Below are 16,709 nucleotides of genomic sequence, written 5' to 3'. Positions count from 1 at the left end.
AAGCACTCTGGTGAGCTATTGCGGCTCGGAGCCAAAACCCATGGTCAGAATCGAGCCTGCAAGCCGACACTCAAATTGCGGCCAGCCAGCGGCGCGTCATCTTTGATAAACGAGCTGTGTACAAAAGCGAGCTCATTTGTCAGATTCTGCGCCTTGGCAAACCACATCATATCGTGGCCGTTCCAAACAAAGTTGTAGTTCACCGACGCATCGAACAAGGTGTAACCCGAAGTTGGCGACTCATTGGCGGCTGCTCGTGTTTGTGCCGCATAACGATTAACACCGGCAGTTGCAACCCACTGATTCGCCGTATAACGATATTCCGCCCCGAAACGATGTGGCGGAATGCGAGGCAGATTGCTGTTGCCCGCAACACCTTCGACCAACCGCGCGCGAACCACGTCACCCATGACCGTCACTTGCTGATTCGGAAGAAAACGCCAGGTCAAACTTGCCTCAGCACCGTGCAAGCGGGCTTTCTGCTGCGTATATTGGTACGCCGTCAGCCCCTCAATTTCGTAGCCGAGGTTCCGTAAATAGGCGAAATTGTCGATTTCGTTATAGAACAGATTAACCTGATAGGACACCGACGCAATATCACCACGCATACCCACATCGAGGTTGTTCGCTCGTTCGACTTTGGACAAACTCGAGTCCTCCAAAATCTCGTCACCATTCACCCGATATGCCGTGCCAATTTCATAAGAACGCGTTCCCACATGAATACCATTGGCATACAACTCATTGGCTGCGAGCGCACGCTCAGCGCGACTAAACGCCGAAGTCAATTGATGCCCTTCGCGCCAGCGATAAACCGCACCGACCGACCAACTGAACAAGTCAAAAGAGTCACGAATTGCTTGAACACCGGCACTATCACGAACTTCCGGCGCCTTCTGAGTGAGACGCTCAACTCGAGCACCAAACTCAGCCGTCAACCGCCCAAATGCACGCTCTTGCAGCCAAAACAGCGCCTGACTGTCGGTATCCGTGCTCGGCGTAAAGGCCTCTTCGCCGACCGCTTCGTAATCACGAAACGCGCCATGATAGCCCACAATGCCGCGCCAGCCTTGTGGCAACACATAGGTTCCCGACAGACGAACTTCCCACGCCTTACTGGTGAATTCGGTTTCCGGTTCACCATCATCGTATTCAGCGTGGTCGTAGTCTGTAAATGCGACGTCAGCTGTCAATACATCCCAGTTCGCATGTTGTGGTTGATATTCCGCCGCTAATGCGAAACGCTGCTGATTCAGTTTAATCAACTCGCCATCATCCGCTTCGGCCGGATCGTCTGGCCCTTCAGGTAGCCCATACTCACTGCGAATAGCGCCGTAACTCAAGCCAATAAAACCCCAGTCAGCAACATAACTAGTACCCAGATTTAACACCTGATGTTCTGACCACGAATTGTCGAGACGACGTGAACTAAAGCCGTCGTCGCTGGTATAGGTTGGCACCCGATAATCGTTGCCATTTCGGTAAAAACCGTCCGCATGAAACGCAATGTTCTCACTGCCACTGTCGTGAGCAAAACTGAGTGAGCGCTCACTTGCGGCCGTATTAAAGCGACCCTGCACGACAGTTTCTGGCCAGGTCACCGCTGAACGAGGAATGCGGTTGTCGACCACATTAATAACGCCACCAATCGCGCCACTGCCGTACAGTAACGTCGCTGGTCCGCGTAGCACTTCAATTTGCTGCGCAGTAATTGCGTCCGCAGTAATGGCATGATCCGGACCTTCACGCGACACATCGCCAGTCCCCATACCGTTGTGGACGACCTGCACGCGCGCACCGTCCAAACCACGAATCACCGGACTAGATGCAATTGGACCAAAATAATTACCATGCACGCCCGGCTCAAACTTCAGAGTTTCACCAATACTCGCTTCCGCGCGCTGAACCAGCTCGTCGCCACTTAACACCGACACCGGGCCCGCCATATCGACAACGTCACGACGCAAGCCGGCAGCGCGAACCTGAATACGCTCCACCTCATCCGCGGCCGCAGAAACAGTCCGTTCGACCTCAGCTTCTTGCGCTTGCACTGATACCGCCAACACCGCCGCCACTGCTAGTGCGACACCACTTACCACCCATTGATTACGCTGCACCATGATCTATTCTGCCGTTATTACTGCCACATCCCCGTTGTCGAATCACGACAACACAACGAGCCGAAAGATACCATGAAGTGTTACACTATAACAAATAGGCGTCGGCAAAATATCCATATAAAGCGGTGAGTTAGAATTGTGGCTCGGAGCCGGAATACCACATACCCACCTCGCCGGCGAAAATGCTATGCTAGTAGCAGGTCGGATGCATAAGGACACTGCGGTGGTTTCTCGGTTACCGAAATGGGTGGAATATGGCGCGTTTATCCTTGCGTTGGTTGCAGGCTTCGTCAACGCCGTCGGCTTGCTCGGCTTCCAGCATCAATCGATTTCGCATCTCTCAGGCATTACCACCCTCATCGGCACCGGGCTAGCCACGAATAGCCTCTGGCTCACCGCGCACTTAGCCGGGATTGTCGCCGCCTTTGTCATCGGTGCAGCCATTTCTGGCTTTTTCCTCCGCAGTGGCGCCCTAAAAATGGGGCGTAATTACAGTGGCCTACTCGCCGTCGAAGGAACATTACTTCTTGCCGCCATCGCCTTTTTGAACCAAGATTCGTCGATTGGCCACTACTTTGCCTCCGCCGCCTGCGGCCTACAAAACGCCATGGTCACCACTTATAGCGGCGCAGTTATTCGCACCACCCACGTCACCGGCATATTCACCGACATCGGCATCATGATTGGCGCCAAACTGCGCGGCGAACCCTTCGACAGTCGCAAAGCCCTGCTCTTCGCCCTGATTGTCACCGGCTTCATTGTCGGCGGCAGCTTTGGCGCCGTCATGTTCAGCTACTTCACCTTCAACGCCTTGTACGTCCCCGTCATGATTTGCGCCCTACTGGCCGTGTCGTACCGTTGGTATAAACAAACGCATAGTGACTGACATCTGCAAGCAAATCAGAAGGTTACAATTGTGGCTCGGAGCCGGAATGCTCAATCACACAAGTTTGTGTCGCCACCTTAAACTGGAGAGTCCGCTATAATCGAAGAATTGCCAAAAAGGGAGTTAAACCATGGAATATGCGTTCTGGCCGTTGTTGATTGTTGTGATCGTCGCGATCAAGTTCTTCTTCCGAGACAGCGAGGCCCAAGACCAATGGCCGGCTGAGCAAGAAAGCCATCTACTCAACGAGGACGAGATAACTGCGTTCGAGCCCAGCTCTTTGTCGGACTCAACCGACGATTCAATCGCACTCATTACCGACGAGGAAGACTTCCTGCCGGTGAGTACTACGGCTCGTATGTTTGCGAGCGAAACGTCGCTCAACGATAGCCCTGACGTTACCGTCACATCATTAGACATCGAACCCAGTATAAACCCCGCCTCAGGATTACCCATGCTGTCGGAAGGCGGCATCGATATCGCCGGCAACCCCTTCGGCTTCGATCTTTCTAGTTCCATCCATGATGATTCGTTTGATACGTCGCTATCAGGAAGCTCTCTTTTCGATGACGACGTGCATTCGAGCATCAATCACTCGGCATTCGATGATTCCATGTCGACAGGACTCGACGATGACCTGTTTCAAGACGATCTTCACGACCCCTTTAATTCAGACTTCGACGACTGGTAGTGGTCACTTCCATCACATCACCGATTGTTAAACTAGACAATAACAATGCTATATTGACTGAAAATCAGTCACTTGGTCCTAACATGTCAGAGCAAAAAAGCATTTTCATCAGTGGTGCCGCTGCCGGTATTGGTAAAGCCACCGCCGAGCATTTCCTTGCCCAAGGGTGGTTGGTCGGCGCCTATGATATTGACCAACAGGGGCTGCAACAGCTGGCAAGCGCACACGGCAGTAACCTCGTCATCGGTGATCTAGACGTCACCGACAATGATGCGTGGCAACGCGCACTCGCCGAGTTTGCAAGCAAGAACAATCAGCGCATTGACGTTCTCTTCAACAACGCCGGCGTCCTTGTCTCGGGGCCCGTTGACTCGCTACCACTGGCGTCACAACAAAACGTACTGAACATCAACGTCAACGGCGTGCTTGCCGGGTGTTATCTAGCCTTGCCCTACCTCAAACCCGGCGCTCGCGTGATCAACATGAGCTCAGCCAGCGCTCTGTACGGACAACCTTCACTTGCCGTCTACTCCGCCAGCAAATTCGCCGTTCGTGCTCTAACCGAAGCACTCAGCCTCGAGTGGGAAACGAAGGGCATTCAAGTCATGGATGTCATGCCTCTTTTCGTCCAAACCAACATGGTGACCGATATGAATGCAGGCAGTATCGGGCGATTAGGTGTGCGACTTACGCCACAAGATGTCGCAAAAACTGTGTGGATGATGGCACATTACCAAGGCAACAAAGTGCATTGGCTGGTGGGCACACAAACCAAACTCATGGCCTTCGCGAGCAAAATCTCACCCGACTGGCTGTTGCGCCTCAGTAACAAGTGGATCACGCGATAAAATTTGCATGCGACACAGGATGTCGCAGCTACCTGCTAATCTGATTACAGTCGCTTCTAGGGAAGGTTCCGAGCTCGCAAGCAGGAGCGATGGCAACGTAGGAACAACGTCCGAGCACGGGCACAGGATGTGCCGACAATAAAGGACTATTGAGAGGGCCACACATGCAAAACAACGACCTCACCCGCATGTCGAATGAAGAAATTCTCATCGCTATGCAATTATAACGCTCGAATGTACTTACCAAGATGAAACTTTATTAAGTGCACGTCTTCTTTTGAGAGTGTTTCGGGTTGTTTAGTAATAAACGATGGAATTGCCTTCGGGTTGAGTACCCACACAGTATTTTTCGGCGTGTTGTGATTGGAGTGGATATACCACCCCGGGAAGGTAACAATTCCTTTCACAGCAACGCGACGGCCGGTGCTTTCATAGATCAATTGTCGCAACCAACCGGATGCTGCTGATACTTGAATTACTGGATTACGCGCTAATGGCTTTCCGCTCCGTAAGACTTCTGAGCCATTGTAGATGAGCTCCGTTTTACCAGAGCGAGGTTTATTTAACGACTTAGTTTCAACAACGAAAACACCACTTTTATGAATAAGAACGTGGTCTAAATTAAAATTCTCTCCCTGAATATCATGAAAAACCTCAGCGCCATCAGCCCTAAGCCGTTCAAGAAACTGACCAACTGCTTTTTCACTAGCGATGCCTTGATTGATTAACTTAATTTCCTTAAATGCTCGAACAATCCTAAAAGTCGCCCAAATGATAACTCCCAACGCGAGTACAGTATTTAGATAGGGACTTAAAGGTATATCGAACAGCCAGCGATACCATTCATATAAGGCCCAAAAAAACATCATAATTGCCACAGTTAGAGGGAAAAACACACGATCGACTGCGACGTCAATGCGTCTTTGCTCAAGTGACTCACCAGGGTTCTTTAGCGGCTTCGCCTTCAATGGGGACTTCATTCTAACTCCATGAACAAATATAAAACCTGCGTAAATAATAACCTAAGTGCCGAGTATGGATTCTACGCCTCGTCTAGCCCTATTAAATTACTTCCCACTTAGGTACTCCGCCATCCGATAATCACACAACTCAAGTGCGATCGCTTCAAACACTTCTCGCTCTTCATCACTTACAATAAAGTTCGGTACCATGCGAGTTCCATCATTGGTAAACCATGCTTGGTCATCTGACTTATTTGCGGAACTGAAAGCCGCCACTGGATTCTTTAGCCAATAACGATACCAGTCCAGACTATCGGCGCTTAATCTTTGCTCTTGCTCCCGCAAGTCAACGGCAACAGCCTTCGGATAGCGATGAAGTATTTCCCAGCTTCGTACCGCAAGCGCCTTGAGATCAACACCCATCATTACTCCATCGAGTAACTTAAAGCCATCAAGCTCAATAAATGCTTGCATGAATATAGCTTTGAAGCATTTGGTCATATTCGTAGATTCAATGGCTTGTCGGAGAAATGCACCATGGCGATCATTCAATGTTAACAGGCGCTGATCATTTTCGAGCTTGGCGATCATCCCCAACCAACCATTAAATCGTGAACGAATTTTTGCTCGCTGGTAATGACCTGCATGGAAAAATTCTGTTGCGGTCGGTCGGTGTCCTAACGCCACTTTTAATTCGTCGTAATCATCTTCCAGCTTTGAGCCCATTTCGCGGACTAACCGTTGCCAAAAGTCGATAACTTCGACATCGAAATTGACATGACACCCTTCAGCCAGCTGAAAGTTATTGTTTACGACGCGTTTGGCACCGGCACGTAATCCACCGATACCCAACAAACCCGAAGGCTTAATTAAAAATGATTTGTGATTACCAATAAAGTCGAGGACAACGACGTGTGATTTACCGGTATCGGGAGACAGTCGCAACCCTCGCCCAAGTTGCTGTAAAAAGAGAATTTTCGATTCAGTGGGTCGTGCCATCAAAACAGTATCGACTGACGGTATATCGGTACCTTCATTGAATAAATCGACAGAAAACACCACGTCAATTTTCCCAGCACTTAACCATGCTAATGCTTCGTTACGGCGTACTTCGGAACCACTATAAACAGCAACGGCTTCAACGCCTTGCTGCTTAAAATAGTCAGCCATGAAATCGGCATGGCGCTTCGATATACAAAAGCCGAGCGTCCGAGTTTGCTTATGTTCCAACCAAGTCTGATAGATATGTTTCGCACGCTTTTGCGTCGCAAACGCAACATCCAAAGCAGACGGAACAAACTGCCCATTACGCCAAGGAATTTCTTGGTAATCGACAAACTCATCGTGAATACCGTAATAGTGAAACGGAACGAGAATTTTATTCTCGATGCCATCGGTAATATTGCGTTCAAACACGAGATTGTTATCACAGAGACTCAAAATATCCGATTGATCAGTGCGCTCCGGTGTAGCGGTTAAACCGAGAAGAAATTTCGGCTTAAAATAACTCAGCAATTTCTGATAGCCACGGGCGGTTGCATGGTGAAACTCGTCAATCACAACGTAATCAAAATGTTCACGCGCAAACTTCAGTAAGTGCTCTAACTTGCCTAATGACTGAATGGAGGCAAACACAAAATCTGCATCGGTTTCTTTTTCAGAGCCGTTATAAAAACCAATATTTTTATCTGGAAAGAGATTGCTGAACGTGCGCTGAGCCTGCAATAAAATTTCTTCTCTGTGCGCTACAAACAGCACACGGGAAGCCTTCATTTGCTGGGCGTCAAATGCGGATAACCAGGTTTTCCCCATCCCTGTCGCCATGACGACTAATCCGCGACTGTAACCAGCATTGCGACTTTCTTGCAGTGCAATGAGTGCTTCGGTTTGCGCGCTGTTTGGGGTGAACTGTTCAGGCTCCGGTTCGTCTTCGATGTCCAAAATTTGAATCAAAGGCGCGTTTTGCCGTGCGATTTCTTCAAACTGCTTGGTGTACGACTCGATCAGTTGTCGGGTTAATTCGTGGGTTTCAGGTCCGTTAAAAATGGTTTCAAAACTACGTCGAATATGAGCGAATTCTTCCTGTGAATGATCAGAATTTGGCGCTAAGTCAAAACGAAGATTCCACTCCATACCAGAGGTTAAAGCACTAGCACTTAAGTTACTCGAACCTACAAATGCAGTTCCCGCTTCAAGCTCTGCACCACTTTCGAATACTCGTTCCCGAACAAATATATAAGACTTAAGGTGAAATGCCTTACGATCCGAGCATTTATATAGCTTAACTTCAGCACCACGTTGCTGCAGAAGTAACAGTTGGCGAAGTGCTTGGGGGTGCGTAATGCTCAAATAATCCGAAGTCATAATACGAATGACAGCATTGTTATCTATTGCATCAATCAGCGGTTCAAGCAGTAATGCCACACCCGAAGGCTGTGCAAACGAAACACAAATATCAATCGCCGTTGCATGATTAATGGCATGAATTAACTTGGGTAAGAGCGGGTCTTTCGATGTCCCTGTAGTCAGCAAATATCCCTTCGCCAATTCCATTACTTAATCCTTCACCAAAATAGCGTTCAGCCACTTTTCATGCTCACGCTCCGGTCGCGCGTCACCAGTCACCCACGCTTTCTTCACGCGCAATGATGCACTCTCAATCACCTGTGCCAAAAGCGCCTCATTTAAATTGGTGAAACGTCGGCCACCCCGTTCACTTTCGTTATCACCATATTTAAACGAGCAGTAAAACACTCCACTTGGTTTCAGCTGATGAGCCAAGTGTTGGAACGTTCGTGGCAAATCATCAAAAGGAACATGCAACAACGAAGCGCAAGCCCAGATCGCGTCGACCGGTTCTTTCACTGAGAACTCTAAAAAGGTTGCTTGGACTGCAAGGTCAGCACCAAGACGCTGACAGGCAATTGTAATCAAGGCTTCACTGGCATCAAATGCGGTCACGCGGAATCCTTGCGATTGAAATGCCATCGCATCGCGGCCTGAACCACAGCCTGCATCGACAATATGAGCGCCAGCTGGCAATAATGGTAGGAACTCTTGATATAGCGCTGACATGTCGACGTCGGCTGTATCGGCGTCAAAAGCTTTTGCATTTTCGTTGTAATAATCAATGCTCATTGCGTCTATCCTTAATTCTTTGAACCATCATAGCGCAATTCTTCGTAAAGCCGAACTCTCGGTGTTTCACTCGCGACACCCACCGTCGCAACACTCCCCAGCACTGCAACAATATGCCACACGACTACATGGGTAAAACCTAATATATTCGCTCTGCATTTATAAAATATAGAGCTCATTGATCATGAAACACCATGCTGTACTGTCCCTGCTATCCGTATCGATTCTGTCCATACTGAGTCATTCTTCATCCGCATCGGAAACTGAGCCGACGACCGACGACAACTACGAGCGTATTCAGGTTGTTGGTCAAGTTATGGAACACGCCGGGATGGTCATGCAGAATACGCGAGTGCCGGTGCAACCGTTACCTGCTTTTGATGGTGCTGACTATTTGCGCTCGATCACCGGTTTTCATGCGGTACGCAAAGGTGGCGCATCGTCCGATTTAGTCTTTCGCGGAATGGCTGGCTCGCGGGTGATGGTGCTTAGTGATGGCGAGCCACTTATGGGGAGTTGCCCCTCACGTATGGATCCACCCACTGCCTATTTGTCACCGCAGAGTTTTGATCACGTGGTCATTGTCAAAGGCCCGCAGAGTGTCGACAGTGGTCCGGCTGCGTCGGCGTCCACCGTCAACTTTACCCGGGCAACACCTAACTTTGATGAGCAAGCACTGCAGGGATTCTTTAGCGCCACTGCGGGTAGCTTTGAGCGCGCCGACACCACAACCGAACTTACTTGGGGTGGTAGTCAGGGCTATGTTCGTCTCAATCATAACTTTGCCCATTCCAGCGATTACAAGGACGGCTCCGGCAATCGTGTGCATTCACAGTTTCAACGTTATAACACGCAACTGACCGCTGCCTACACGCCGTCGGATCGGCAGGAATTAGTATTCAGCATAGCGTCTGGCGATGGCCGCGTGGCTTACGCCGACCGCCACATGGACGGCACGAAGTTTTATACCGAGAACGTCGCGTTACGTTGGAGCCTAACCGATGTCAATCCGCTCGTTTCGAAAGTCCAATTGCGCGGTACCTTTAGTTATCAAGACCATGTCATGGACAATTTCAGTTTACGTCCAGCGATGAATCCCGAGCGGCTTTCCGCGTCGAATCCCGACCGATACTCACGCGGGTTGGCTGGCTTTGCTGAAATTGACTGGTCAAAGCAGTGGCAAATGAAAGTCGGAATGGATTACTTAACCACCGAGCATCGTTCGCGCGTGACAATGAATGATCGCATGATGCCCTACAAAGAGCGTCCACGTGTTGCCGACTCGGACAGCGAACAAACCAGTGTTTATCTGCAGAACGTGTATACGGTGAATGCGTTACGGAGCCTGCATGTTGGTATTCGCGCTGACCACTGGCAAGCTCAGGACTTACGCGAGTTTATTTATGACAATCCAATGGGCATGGGCGCCGGCGTTGCCAATGAAACGGCCATGGCTAAACGCTCTGAAACACTGTGGAGCGGCTTTATTCGCCACGAATGGCATTGGCAAGACGCGCATGCCTATCTGGGGTGGGGTCAAAGCGATCGTTTTCCAGACTACTGGGAATTGATTGGCCGCAACCGCGCAAGTGACGAGAGTCGCAGTGCATTTTTCACGGAGTCTGAGCGTTTACAACAAGTCGATGCTGGACTGGCGTGGCAACGCCAACACGCCGATTATGCGGTGAGTGTTTTCTATAATGACATCAGCGATTTCATTCTGATTGAACTCACCGACACGGGCGAGTTTGTGCGTAATGTCGCCACCGCAAGTTGGGGTGGTGAGGCGGACGCCTCATTTAAACTGACACCACAATGGCAAACGGGTGCAAGTATTAGCTATGTTCGTGGTCGGAATAAGACCGACGGCTTGCCATTGGCGCAACAACCTCCGCTTTCGGCTCGTTTTTCCGTTGAATACTTGCAAGAGAACTGGAGCCTTGCCGCCCAATGGCGACTGGCGGCTGCCCAACATCGATTTGCTGCAAATCAGGGAACCATCGCCGGACTGGATCGTGGTGAGCGCTCGCCGGGGTTCGGTGTCCTCTCAATTAACGCGACACGCGTACTCACTGCGAACGCAACCTTGTATGTTGGCATCGATAATCTGTTCGACAACGATTACGCTGAACATCTCAGTCGCAACGGTGCTGCGGTGATTGGTTTTAACGAACCGAGCCGAGTACCCGAGCCTGGCCGAACCGTATGGGCCAGTGTTAATTTCCGATTATAGCCGTACTCAACTTACGGCAGTAAAACAAAGCGTTTCACTCGATAAAAGCATTTCATTTTGAAATGCTTTTATTTCATCTTGAAATAATCTTTCTATCCTGAAATACCCTTCCAAAATCTTAAAACCACATCATTAACCCATAATTAACAAATAAATCCCTTGCATTTCTTCTACTTAAGTTCACATCAACAATTTAAAAACAAAGTTGGCATTTATGTTGCTGACTATTTCATGTGAAACGCATTTCAGTCTTTCACTTTGTATTTTTCAAAATGGATGAGATGGAACCGATATGACAAAGCCTTTGGATCACGTACGAATTATTGACCTGACGCACATGCTGTCGGGTCCCTACGCGGGAATGTTGTTGGCCGACCTCGGTGCCGACACGATCAAAGTTGAGCCTTTGCACGGTGAAGGAACACGCAAACTTTTGGCGAATGACCCCAAGCATAGTTATGCCGGTCAGGGTGCTTATTTCATCACCTTGAACCGCAACAAGAAGAGCATCTGCATCGATTTGAAAACGGAAGAAGGCCTGAAGGTTTTTTATGACTTAGTGAAGGATGCCGACGTTGTTCTCGATAATTTCTCAGCAGGTGTCCCGACCAAGCTCAAAATCGACCATGAGCATTTGCAGAAAATAAATCCCAAAATTATTACCTGCTCGGTCACTGGCTTTGGCCAAAACGGCCCTCATTTCCAGCGCCCGGCGTTCGACCAAGTGGTGCAAGGCATTGGTGGCGGTATGTCGATTACCGGCCATGACGAAAATCATCCAACGCGATCGGGGATTCCTATTGGTGACCTCGGTGGTGGCATGTTTGCGGTCATGGGTATACTTGCCGCACTCGAAGCACGCAATGCCAAAGGTCACGGTCAGCATGTCGATATTTCCATGCTCGACTGCCAAATCAGTATGTTGAACTACATGGCGACCATGTATTTCCTCAGCGGCGAAGATCCCAAGCCTCTCGGTAACAGCCATTTCGTCCACGTGCCTTACGACACGTTCCCAACCGCCGACGGCTTTGTGATTATCGCGGTGATTTTTGACAGCTTCTGGGTCAACTTACTGAATGTCCTCAATATTGACGAATTACGTGACGAAAAGTACCTCACCCAACCTGGACGTTTTGCTGACCGCCACCTGATTAATCACAAAATTTCCGAGCTCCTGAAAACCAAACCAACCGACTATTGGGTGGAACAGTTAACTGCCGCGCGCATTCCCTGTGCGCCGGTCAATCGCTTCTCGCAGGCGTTATCCGACCCACAAATTTTGTTCCGCAAAATGGTGGTCGATATTCCCCAAGGCGACGGCCAGTTTGTGAAGGCCCCGGGTAACCCAATTAAGCTCTCGGTCGACACTGAAGACAGTTACACCGCTCCTCCGCAGCTTGGTGAACATACCGAGCACGTTCTCCAGCAAATGGGCTACAGCGCGGATTTGATTGCGCAGCTCAAAGCTCAAAACATCATTAAATAGGTATTCCCATGCGCGATTCTGTGATTGTGAATGAAGTAGGTCCACGCGATGGTTTGCAAAGTCTTGGTTCGGTGCTGTCTGTTGCTGACCGCATCGCCTTGATTCGGGCGTTGAACGACGCAGGTCTGCGTCATATTGAGGCCGGTAGTTTTGTGTCGCCGAAAGCGGTTCCGCAAATGGCTGGCACGGACGAATTGTTTCAACAGCTACCGCTCACCGAAAGTGTCAACTATTCGGCACTGGTGCCCAATTTGCGCGGCTATGAAAACGCCAAAGCTGCCGGCGCTCAAGCGGTGAACGTGGTGCTTTCCGTCACCGATACCATGAATCAGAAAAACATTCGCATGTCGCTCGCGGAAACGACTGCGGCGTGTGCGGAAATTGTCAAAGCAGCGAAAGCCGATGGCATTCACGCGCACGCTTATTTAGCGGTGGCGTTTACCTGTCCGTTTGAAGGCAAAGTGCCCGAGCGGGTGGTCTTGGCTCTGGTGGAGAAAATGCTCAAAGCCGGTGCTGACAAGCTGATTATCGCCGACACGATTGGTGCCGCGAACCCCGCCGAAGTGCGCTCTCTTATTGCCAAAGTTACTGCACTGACGTCGGCCAACAAGGTCTCCTGCCATTTTCACGACACCCGAGGTATGGGCTTAGCCAATACCTTAGCCGCGCTCGACGGCGACATTCGTGAGTTCGACAGCGCCATTGGCGGTATGGGCGGTTGTCCGTTCTCGCCGGGCGCCAGCGGTAATGTTGCCACTGAAGACGTGGTGCTCATGCTCGACAGTATGGGCTTGAAAACGGGCATTGCACCGCTCGACCTAGTCGCCGCCATCGACACCGCCAGCAAACTGGTCAATAAACAGCTCGGTGGCCGCAGCTATAACTGGCTGACTCAACAGATCGCCAAACAAACGGGAGGCGAGCATGTTGCGTAAAATTGGTGGCGTGGCTGCACAGATTGCACCATGGGCCATTCTTGGCGGTTTAGCCTATGCCGCTGCGTTTATTTCGCCGCAAATTGAACCTCTCGAACTGCCCCAGCCGTTGGTTGAATCGCGCGACATGTTCTTTGACGTTGCCGTCACCGAAGACGGTCAAGCGTGGTTTGTCGGCGGTGGTGGCACTGTCTTACGCGGCGACATTGACGCCGCCAGTTGGCAGCGCATGAATGTCGATGACAACAACCTGCAAGCGATTGCGGTTGACGATCGCGGCCGCATGGTGATTGCTGGTAATGGCGGTTGGTTGTACACCAGCACCAACCGTGGCGAAAGCTGGGAGCAAACGCAGTTGCCGCTGTCGGACTTCGCTAACAAGCTCACCGATGTGGCAACCGACGGTCAACGCTTTTATGTCATCGGCGAGATGGGTGCGGTTTACACCAGTTCGAATCTGGTCACCTGGAATAGCCTCTCAGTCGACGAAGACATCAACCTCAACAGTATTTTTGTTGATGGCGAGCAGATTTGGATTGCTGCCGAATTCGGCACTTTATTGCACTCCAATGATGGTGGTGACAGCTGGCGTCGTCACGAGCTCGGCGAAGAAAGTATTCGCGCGATTAGCTTCAATGGCAGTACCGGCATTGCCGTCGGTAACCAAGGTTTTATCGCCATCACTCGCGACCAAGGCGACAGTTGGACTGCCTTGCCAACTCCAGGAAACGAGCATTTATATGACGTCATTTGGCAACAGCAAAGCGAACAAGCGCGCTGGGTGATTGTCGGTGATGCCGGCACGTTATTGACCAGCACCGATGGCATGAATGGCTGGCAAAGCCTGCGTAGCGCCGAGTCGGGCAATCAGTATTTCGCTCGCGCCATCGCGTTTGGTGACTACACCCTAGTCGCCGGCCGTCAGCTCGGCAAACTCAGTCATGACCATCATTCGGATCACGCTTCGCAGTGGTTCAGCCTTCCGAACACAACGCAAGAGATGACCCCATGAGTATGAATCAATTTGCCACTTGGCTGGCCGCTTCGTGTATCCGTCACCGCAAGGCTACGGTCGCTGTTATTGTCATCTCCACCTTGCTGATGGCATTGAGCTTATTCCGGATTGACGTGCGCACGGTGTTTAGCGACATGGTGCCGAGTAATCACCCGTATGTAGAAGTGCACGAACAATACAAAGAAACCTTTGGCGGCACCAACAAAGTGTCGATTTTGGTGCAGGCTCGCGATGGTGAGATTTTCCAGCGCGACATCCTTGAAGAGATTCAACGCGTCACACGCGGCATGGAAACGGTCAGCGGTGTCAATCCGTTCCAAATCGTGTCGATTGCGTCGCGTCAGTTGAAGTCCATTAATGCCTCGTCCATGGGTATCGAAAGTGTTCCCCTAATGTGGCCGGACGTGCCGACGTCGGAGGGCGAAATCGAAGCTCTACGTGAGGCGGTGATTAATAACGCACTGGTTTACGGCATTTATGTCGACCTCGAGCTCGAATCTGCACTGATTCAAATCGACTTTTACGACCAACGTGTTGATTACGCCAAGATCCTGCCGGAAATCCAAGCCATTCTCGATGACACGCCGGTTGCTGATTTAGTCACGCACCACCTCGTCGGCGAGCCAATTCTGTACGGCTGGGTGCGGTATCACCTCGATGAAACCGTCACCATTGCGCTGATTTCACTGACCGCTATGTTGGTGGCCTTGTTTATTCTTAACCAGACTTGGCGCGGCACGCTACTGCCACTGCTCAGTGGCGTGGTCTCTGCGGTGTGGGCGCTCGGCCTCGGCGTCATGTTCGGGTTCAATTTCGATCCGCTGGTGATTGTCGTCGCCTTTATTATTACCGCCCGATGTTTCAGTCATGCGGTGCAACTCATTGTTCGCTTCGACGACCTCGTCGATGACGACGGCTTGGAGCCACGCAAAGCGGCTGAAGTGACGCTCAAAGAACTCTTCCGTCCCGGTTTGCTCGGTATTGTCTCGGACGCGGGCGCGATACTCTGTGTCGTTGTCACCCCTATTCCGTTGCTGCAAAAAGTCGCGATTATTGGTGCAATTTGGGTCCTGACCATTGGTTTCTCGGCCGTTATTCTCACGCCAGTGTTACTCAGCTGGGTGAAAAAACCGCTGCCGAAAGCGCATCCGCTCAACTGCCGTCCAGTTTTGAATGCGGTGCTCGGTGTTGCTGCCAAAGTGGTTGAAACGCGTGCTCGCTTTGCGGTGATTCCTGTAGTGCTGGTGTTGATGACCGGGCTGCTTTACCAAGCCGTGCAAATTAATATCGGCGACACCGACCCCGGCTCACCAATACTTTGGGAAGACTCCTCGTTTAACCAAGACAATGCGTTGATTAACTCGCGCTATCCAGGCTCCGAGCAGATGTTCATTGTCCTTGAAAGTGACGAAATGGACATTCTCAAACGCCCTGACGTGTTGCAGTGGATGCAAGACTTCCAACGCCGCATTGAGCGCTTACCCCATGTCGGTGGCACCGTGTCGTTAGCCGATATTGTCACCGATGTGCGCCGCAACCTGTACGAAGGCAATCCACGTTATCGTGAGTTGGGCGCGTCACAGCTGGAAAATGGGGAGCTGATTAGCTTCTACATGCAAGGCGCGGCGCCAGACGATCTCGCGCAATTCGCTGATGCCACCTTTACCACCGGCTCGGTACTGATTTTCCTACGCGACCGTCAAGGTGAAAACCTGCGCCAGACCACTTATCAAATCAACCGCTTCATTGACGAGCATCCACTCGATGGCGTCACCGTGCGCTTGGCCGGCGGTTCATCGGGCATGATTGCGGCGGTGAATGAAATTTTACTGAACGACCAAATTGAGGCGGTTTCGCTAGCCTTATTGGTAGTGATTATCAGCTGCTTAGTGGTCTATCGCTCTTCTGCCAGCGGCATCTTCTTTATTGTGCCCGTGCTGATTTCTAACATCGTCACCTTTGCCTTCATGTCTTGGCAAGGCATCGGCATGAGCATTAGCACCTTGCCGGTGGTCGCACTCGGAATCGGTCTTGGCGTCGATTACGCCTTCTACATCGTCGATTCCGTCAAAGAATATTTAGAGAAAAACCCGCTCGCCGATCCTGTCGAAGCGATTCACCAGTCTGTCTTTACCGCTGGCCGTGGCGTGTTGTTAACGTCCGTCACGCTCGCCGCCGGTGTGCTGTTCTGGTCGTTGTCTTCGCTGCGCTTCCAGGCCGAGATGGGCACCTTGATTGGACTTTGGCTGCTGACGTCGGCGTTCTCATCACTGTTCGTAATGCCGTCGTTAGTTCGCGTTCTCAAACCGAAATTCATTTTTGGCGACCACGCCAATCACCACCGCTCAGTGGTACCCGAGCGGGAAACTGTAACTTCACAGCAATAACAGGG

The 16,709-nt window shown here is 50.9% G+C and carries 12 protein-coding genes; 8 read left to right on the top strand and 4 right to left on the bottom strand.

What is annotated here, in order from left to right; all coding sequences use genetic code 11:
* Positions 1-44 precede the first annotated feature (44 nt).
* The gene (locus LAT77_RS02615; RefSeq protein WP_290562988.1) at positions 45-2,120 is read right to left on the bottom strand and encodes a TonB-dependent receptor; all 2,076 of its coding nucleotides are present in this window, start codon (positions 2,118-2,120) and stop codon (positions 45-47) included.
* 223 nt (positions 2,121-2,343) lie between these two features.
* On the opposite strand from LAT77_RS02615, the gene LAT77_RS02610 reads away from it, so the two are divergent.
* The 3 genes from LAT77_RS02610 to LAT77_RS02600 all read left to right on the top strand — a co-directional run bounded on the left by LAT77_RS02610 (position 2,344) and on the right by LAT77_RS02600 (position 4,545).
* Positions 2,344-3,006, top strand: a complete 663-nt coding sequence (locus tag LAT77_RS02610; protein WP_290563124.1) for a YoaK family protein — start codon at positions 2,344-2,346, stop codon at positions 3,004-3,006.
* Positions 3,007-3,136: 130 nt separating this feature from the next.
* Positions 3,137-3,697: a hypothetical protein gene (locus LAT77_RS02605; protein WP_290562987.1), complete on the top strand. Its 561-nt coding sequence runs from the start codon at positions 3,137-3,139 to the stop codon at positions 3,695-3,697.
* A gap of 83 nt (positions 3,698-3,780) precedes the next feature.
* Entirely contained in the window at positions 3,781-4,545 is a 765-nt protein-coding gene (locus LAT77_RS02600) for an SDR family oxidoreductase (protein WP_290562986.1), read from the top strand.
* A 221-nt stretch (positions 4,546-4,766) separates the two neighbouring features.
* Here LAT77_RS02600 and LAT77_RS02595 read toward each other — a convergent pair whose 3' ends face one another.
* The 3 genes from LAT77_RS02595 to LAT77_RS02585 form a co-directional block, all read right to left on the bottom strand.
* Positions 4,767-5,525: a nuclease-related domain-containing protein gene (locus LAT77_RS02595; protein WP_290562985.1), complete on the bottom strand. Its 759-nt coding sequence runs from the start codon at positions 5,523-5,525 to the stop codon at positions 4,767-4,769.
* An 87-nt stretch (positions 5,526-5,612) separates the two neighbouring features.
* A complete protein-coding gene (locus LAT77_RS02590; protein ID WP_290562984.1) occupies positions 5,613-8,060 on the bottom strand; it encodes a DEAD/DEAH box helicase family protein in 2,448 nt (815 codons plus the stop codon).
* Between the two features lie 3 nt (positions 8,061-8,063).
* A complete protein-coding gene (locus LAT77_RS02585) occupies positions 8,064-8,645 on the bottom strand; it encodes a bifunctional 2-polyprenyl-6-hydroxyphenol methylase/3-demethylubiquinol 3-O-methyltransferase UbiG (protein ID WP_290562983.1) in 582 nt (193 codons plus the stop codon).
* Positions 8,646-8,829: 184 nt separating this feature from the next.
* On the opposite strand from LAT77_RS02585, the gene LAT77_RS02580 reads away from it, so the two are divergent.
* From LAT77_RS02580 to LAT77_RS02560, 5 genes are all read left to right on the top strand, one after another.
* Positions 8,830-10,878 (top strand): TonB-dependent copper receptor, encoded by a 2,049-nt coding sequence (locus tag LAT77_RS02580; RefSeq protein ID WP_290562982.1) that lies wholly within the window; start codon positions 8,830-8,832, stop codon positions 10,876-10,878.
* A 292-nt stretch (positions 10,879-11,170) separates the two neighbouring features.
* On the top strand, positions 11,171-12,367 hold the full coding sequence (locus LAT77_RS02575) for a CaiB/BaiF CoA-transferase family protein (RefSeq protein ID WP_290562981.1): 1,197 nt from the start codon (positions 11,171-11,173) through the stop codon (positions 12,365-12,367).
* An 8-nt stretch (positions 12,368-12,375) separates the two neighbouring features.
* A complete protein-coding gene (locus LAT77_RS02570) occupies positions 12,376-13,302 on the top strand; it encodes a hydroxymethylglutaryl-CoA lyase (RefSeq protein ID WP_290562980.1) in 927 nt (308 codons plus the stop codon).
* Complete coding sequence (locus tag LAT77_RS02565) at positions 13,292-14,314, top strand: YCF48-related protein (RefSeq protein ID WP_290562979.1); 1,023 nt, start codon at positions 13,292-13,294, stop codon at positions 14,312-14,314. The genes LAT77_RS02570 and LAT77_RS02565 overlap by 11 nt, the downstream gene beginning before the upstream one ends.
* Positions 14,311-16,704, top strand: coding sequence for an efflux RND transporter permease subunit (locus LAT77_RS02560; RefSeq protein WP_290562978.1), 2,394 nt, complete (start codon positions 14,311-14,313; stop codon positions 16,702-16,704). The genes LAT77_RS02565 and LAT77_RS02560 overlap by 4 nt, the downstream gene beginning before the upstream one ends.
* The last annotated feature ends 5 nt before the right edge of the window (positions 16,705-16,709 follow it).

This window comes from Aliidiomarina sp. (genome assembly GCF_022565475.1).
In the GTDB taxonomy this organism is placed as follows: domain Bacteria; phylum Pseudomonadota; class Gammaproteobacteria; order Enterobacterales; family Alteromonadaceae; genus Aliidiomarina.
This window is presented reverse-complemented; position numbering and strand designations above follow the sequence as displayed.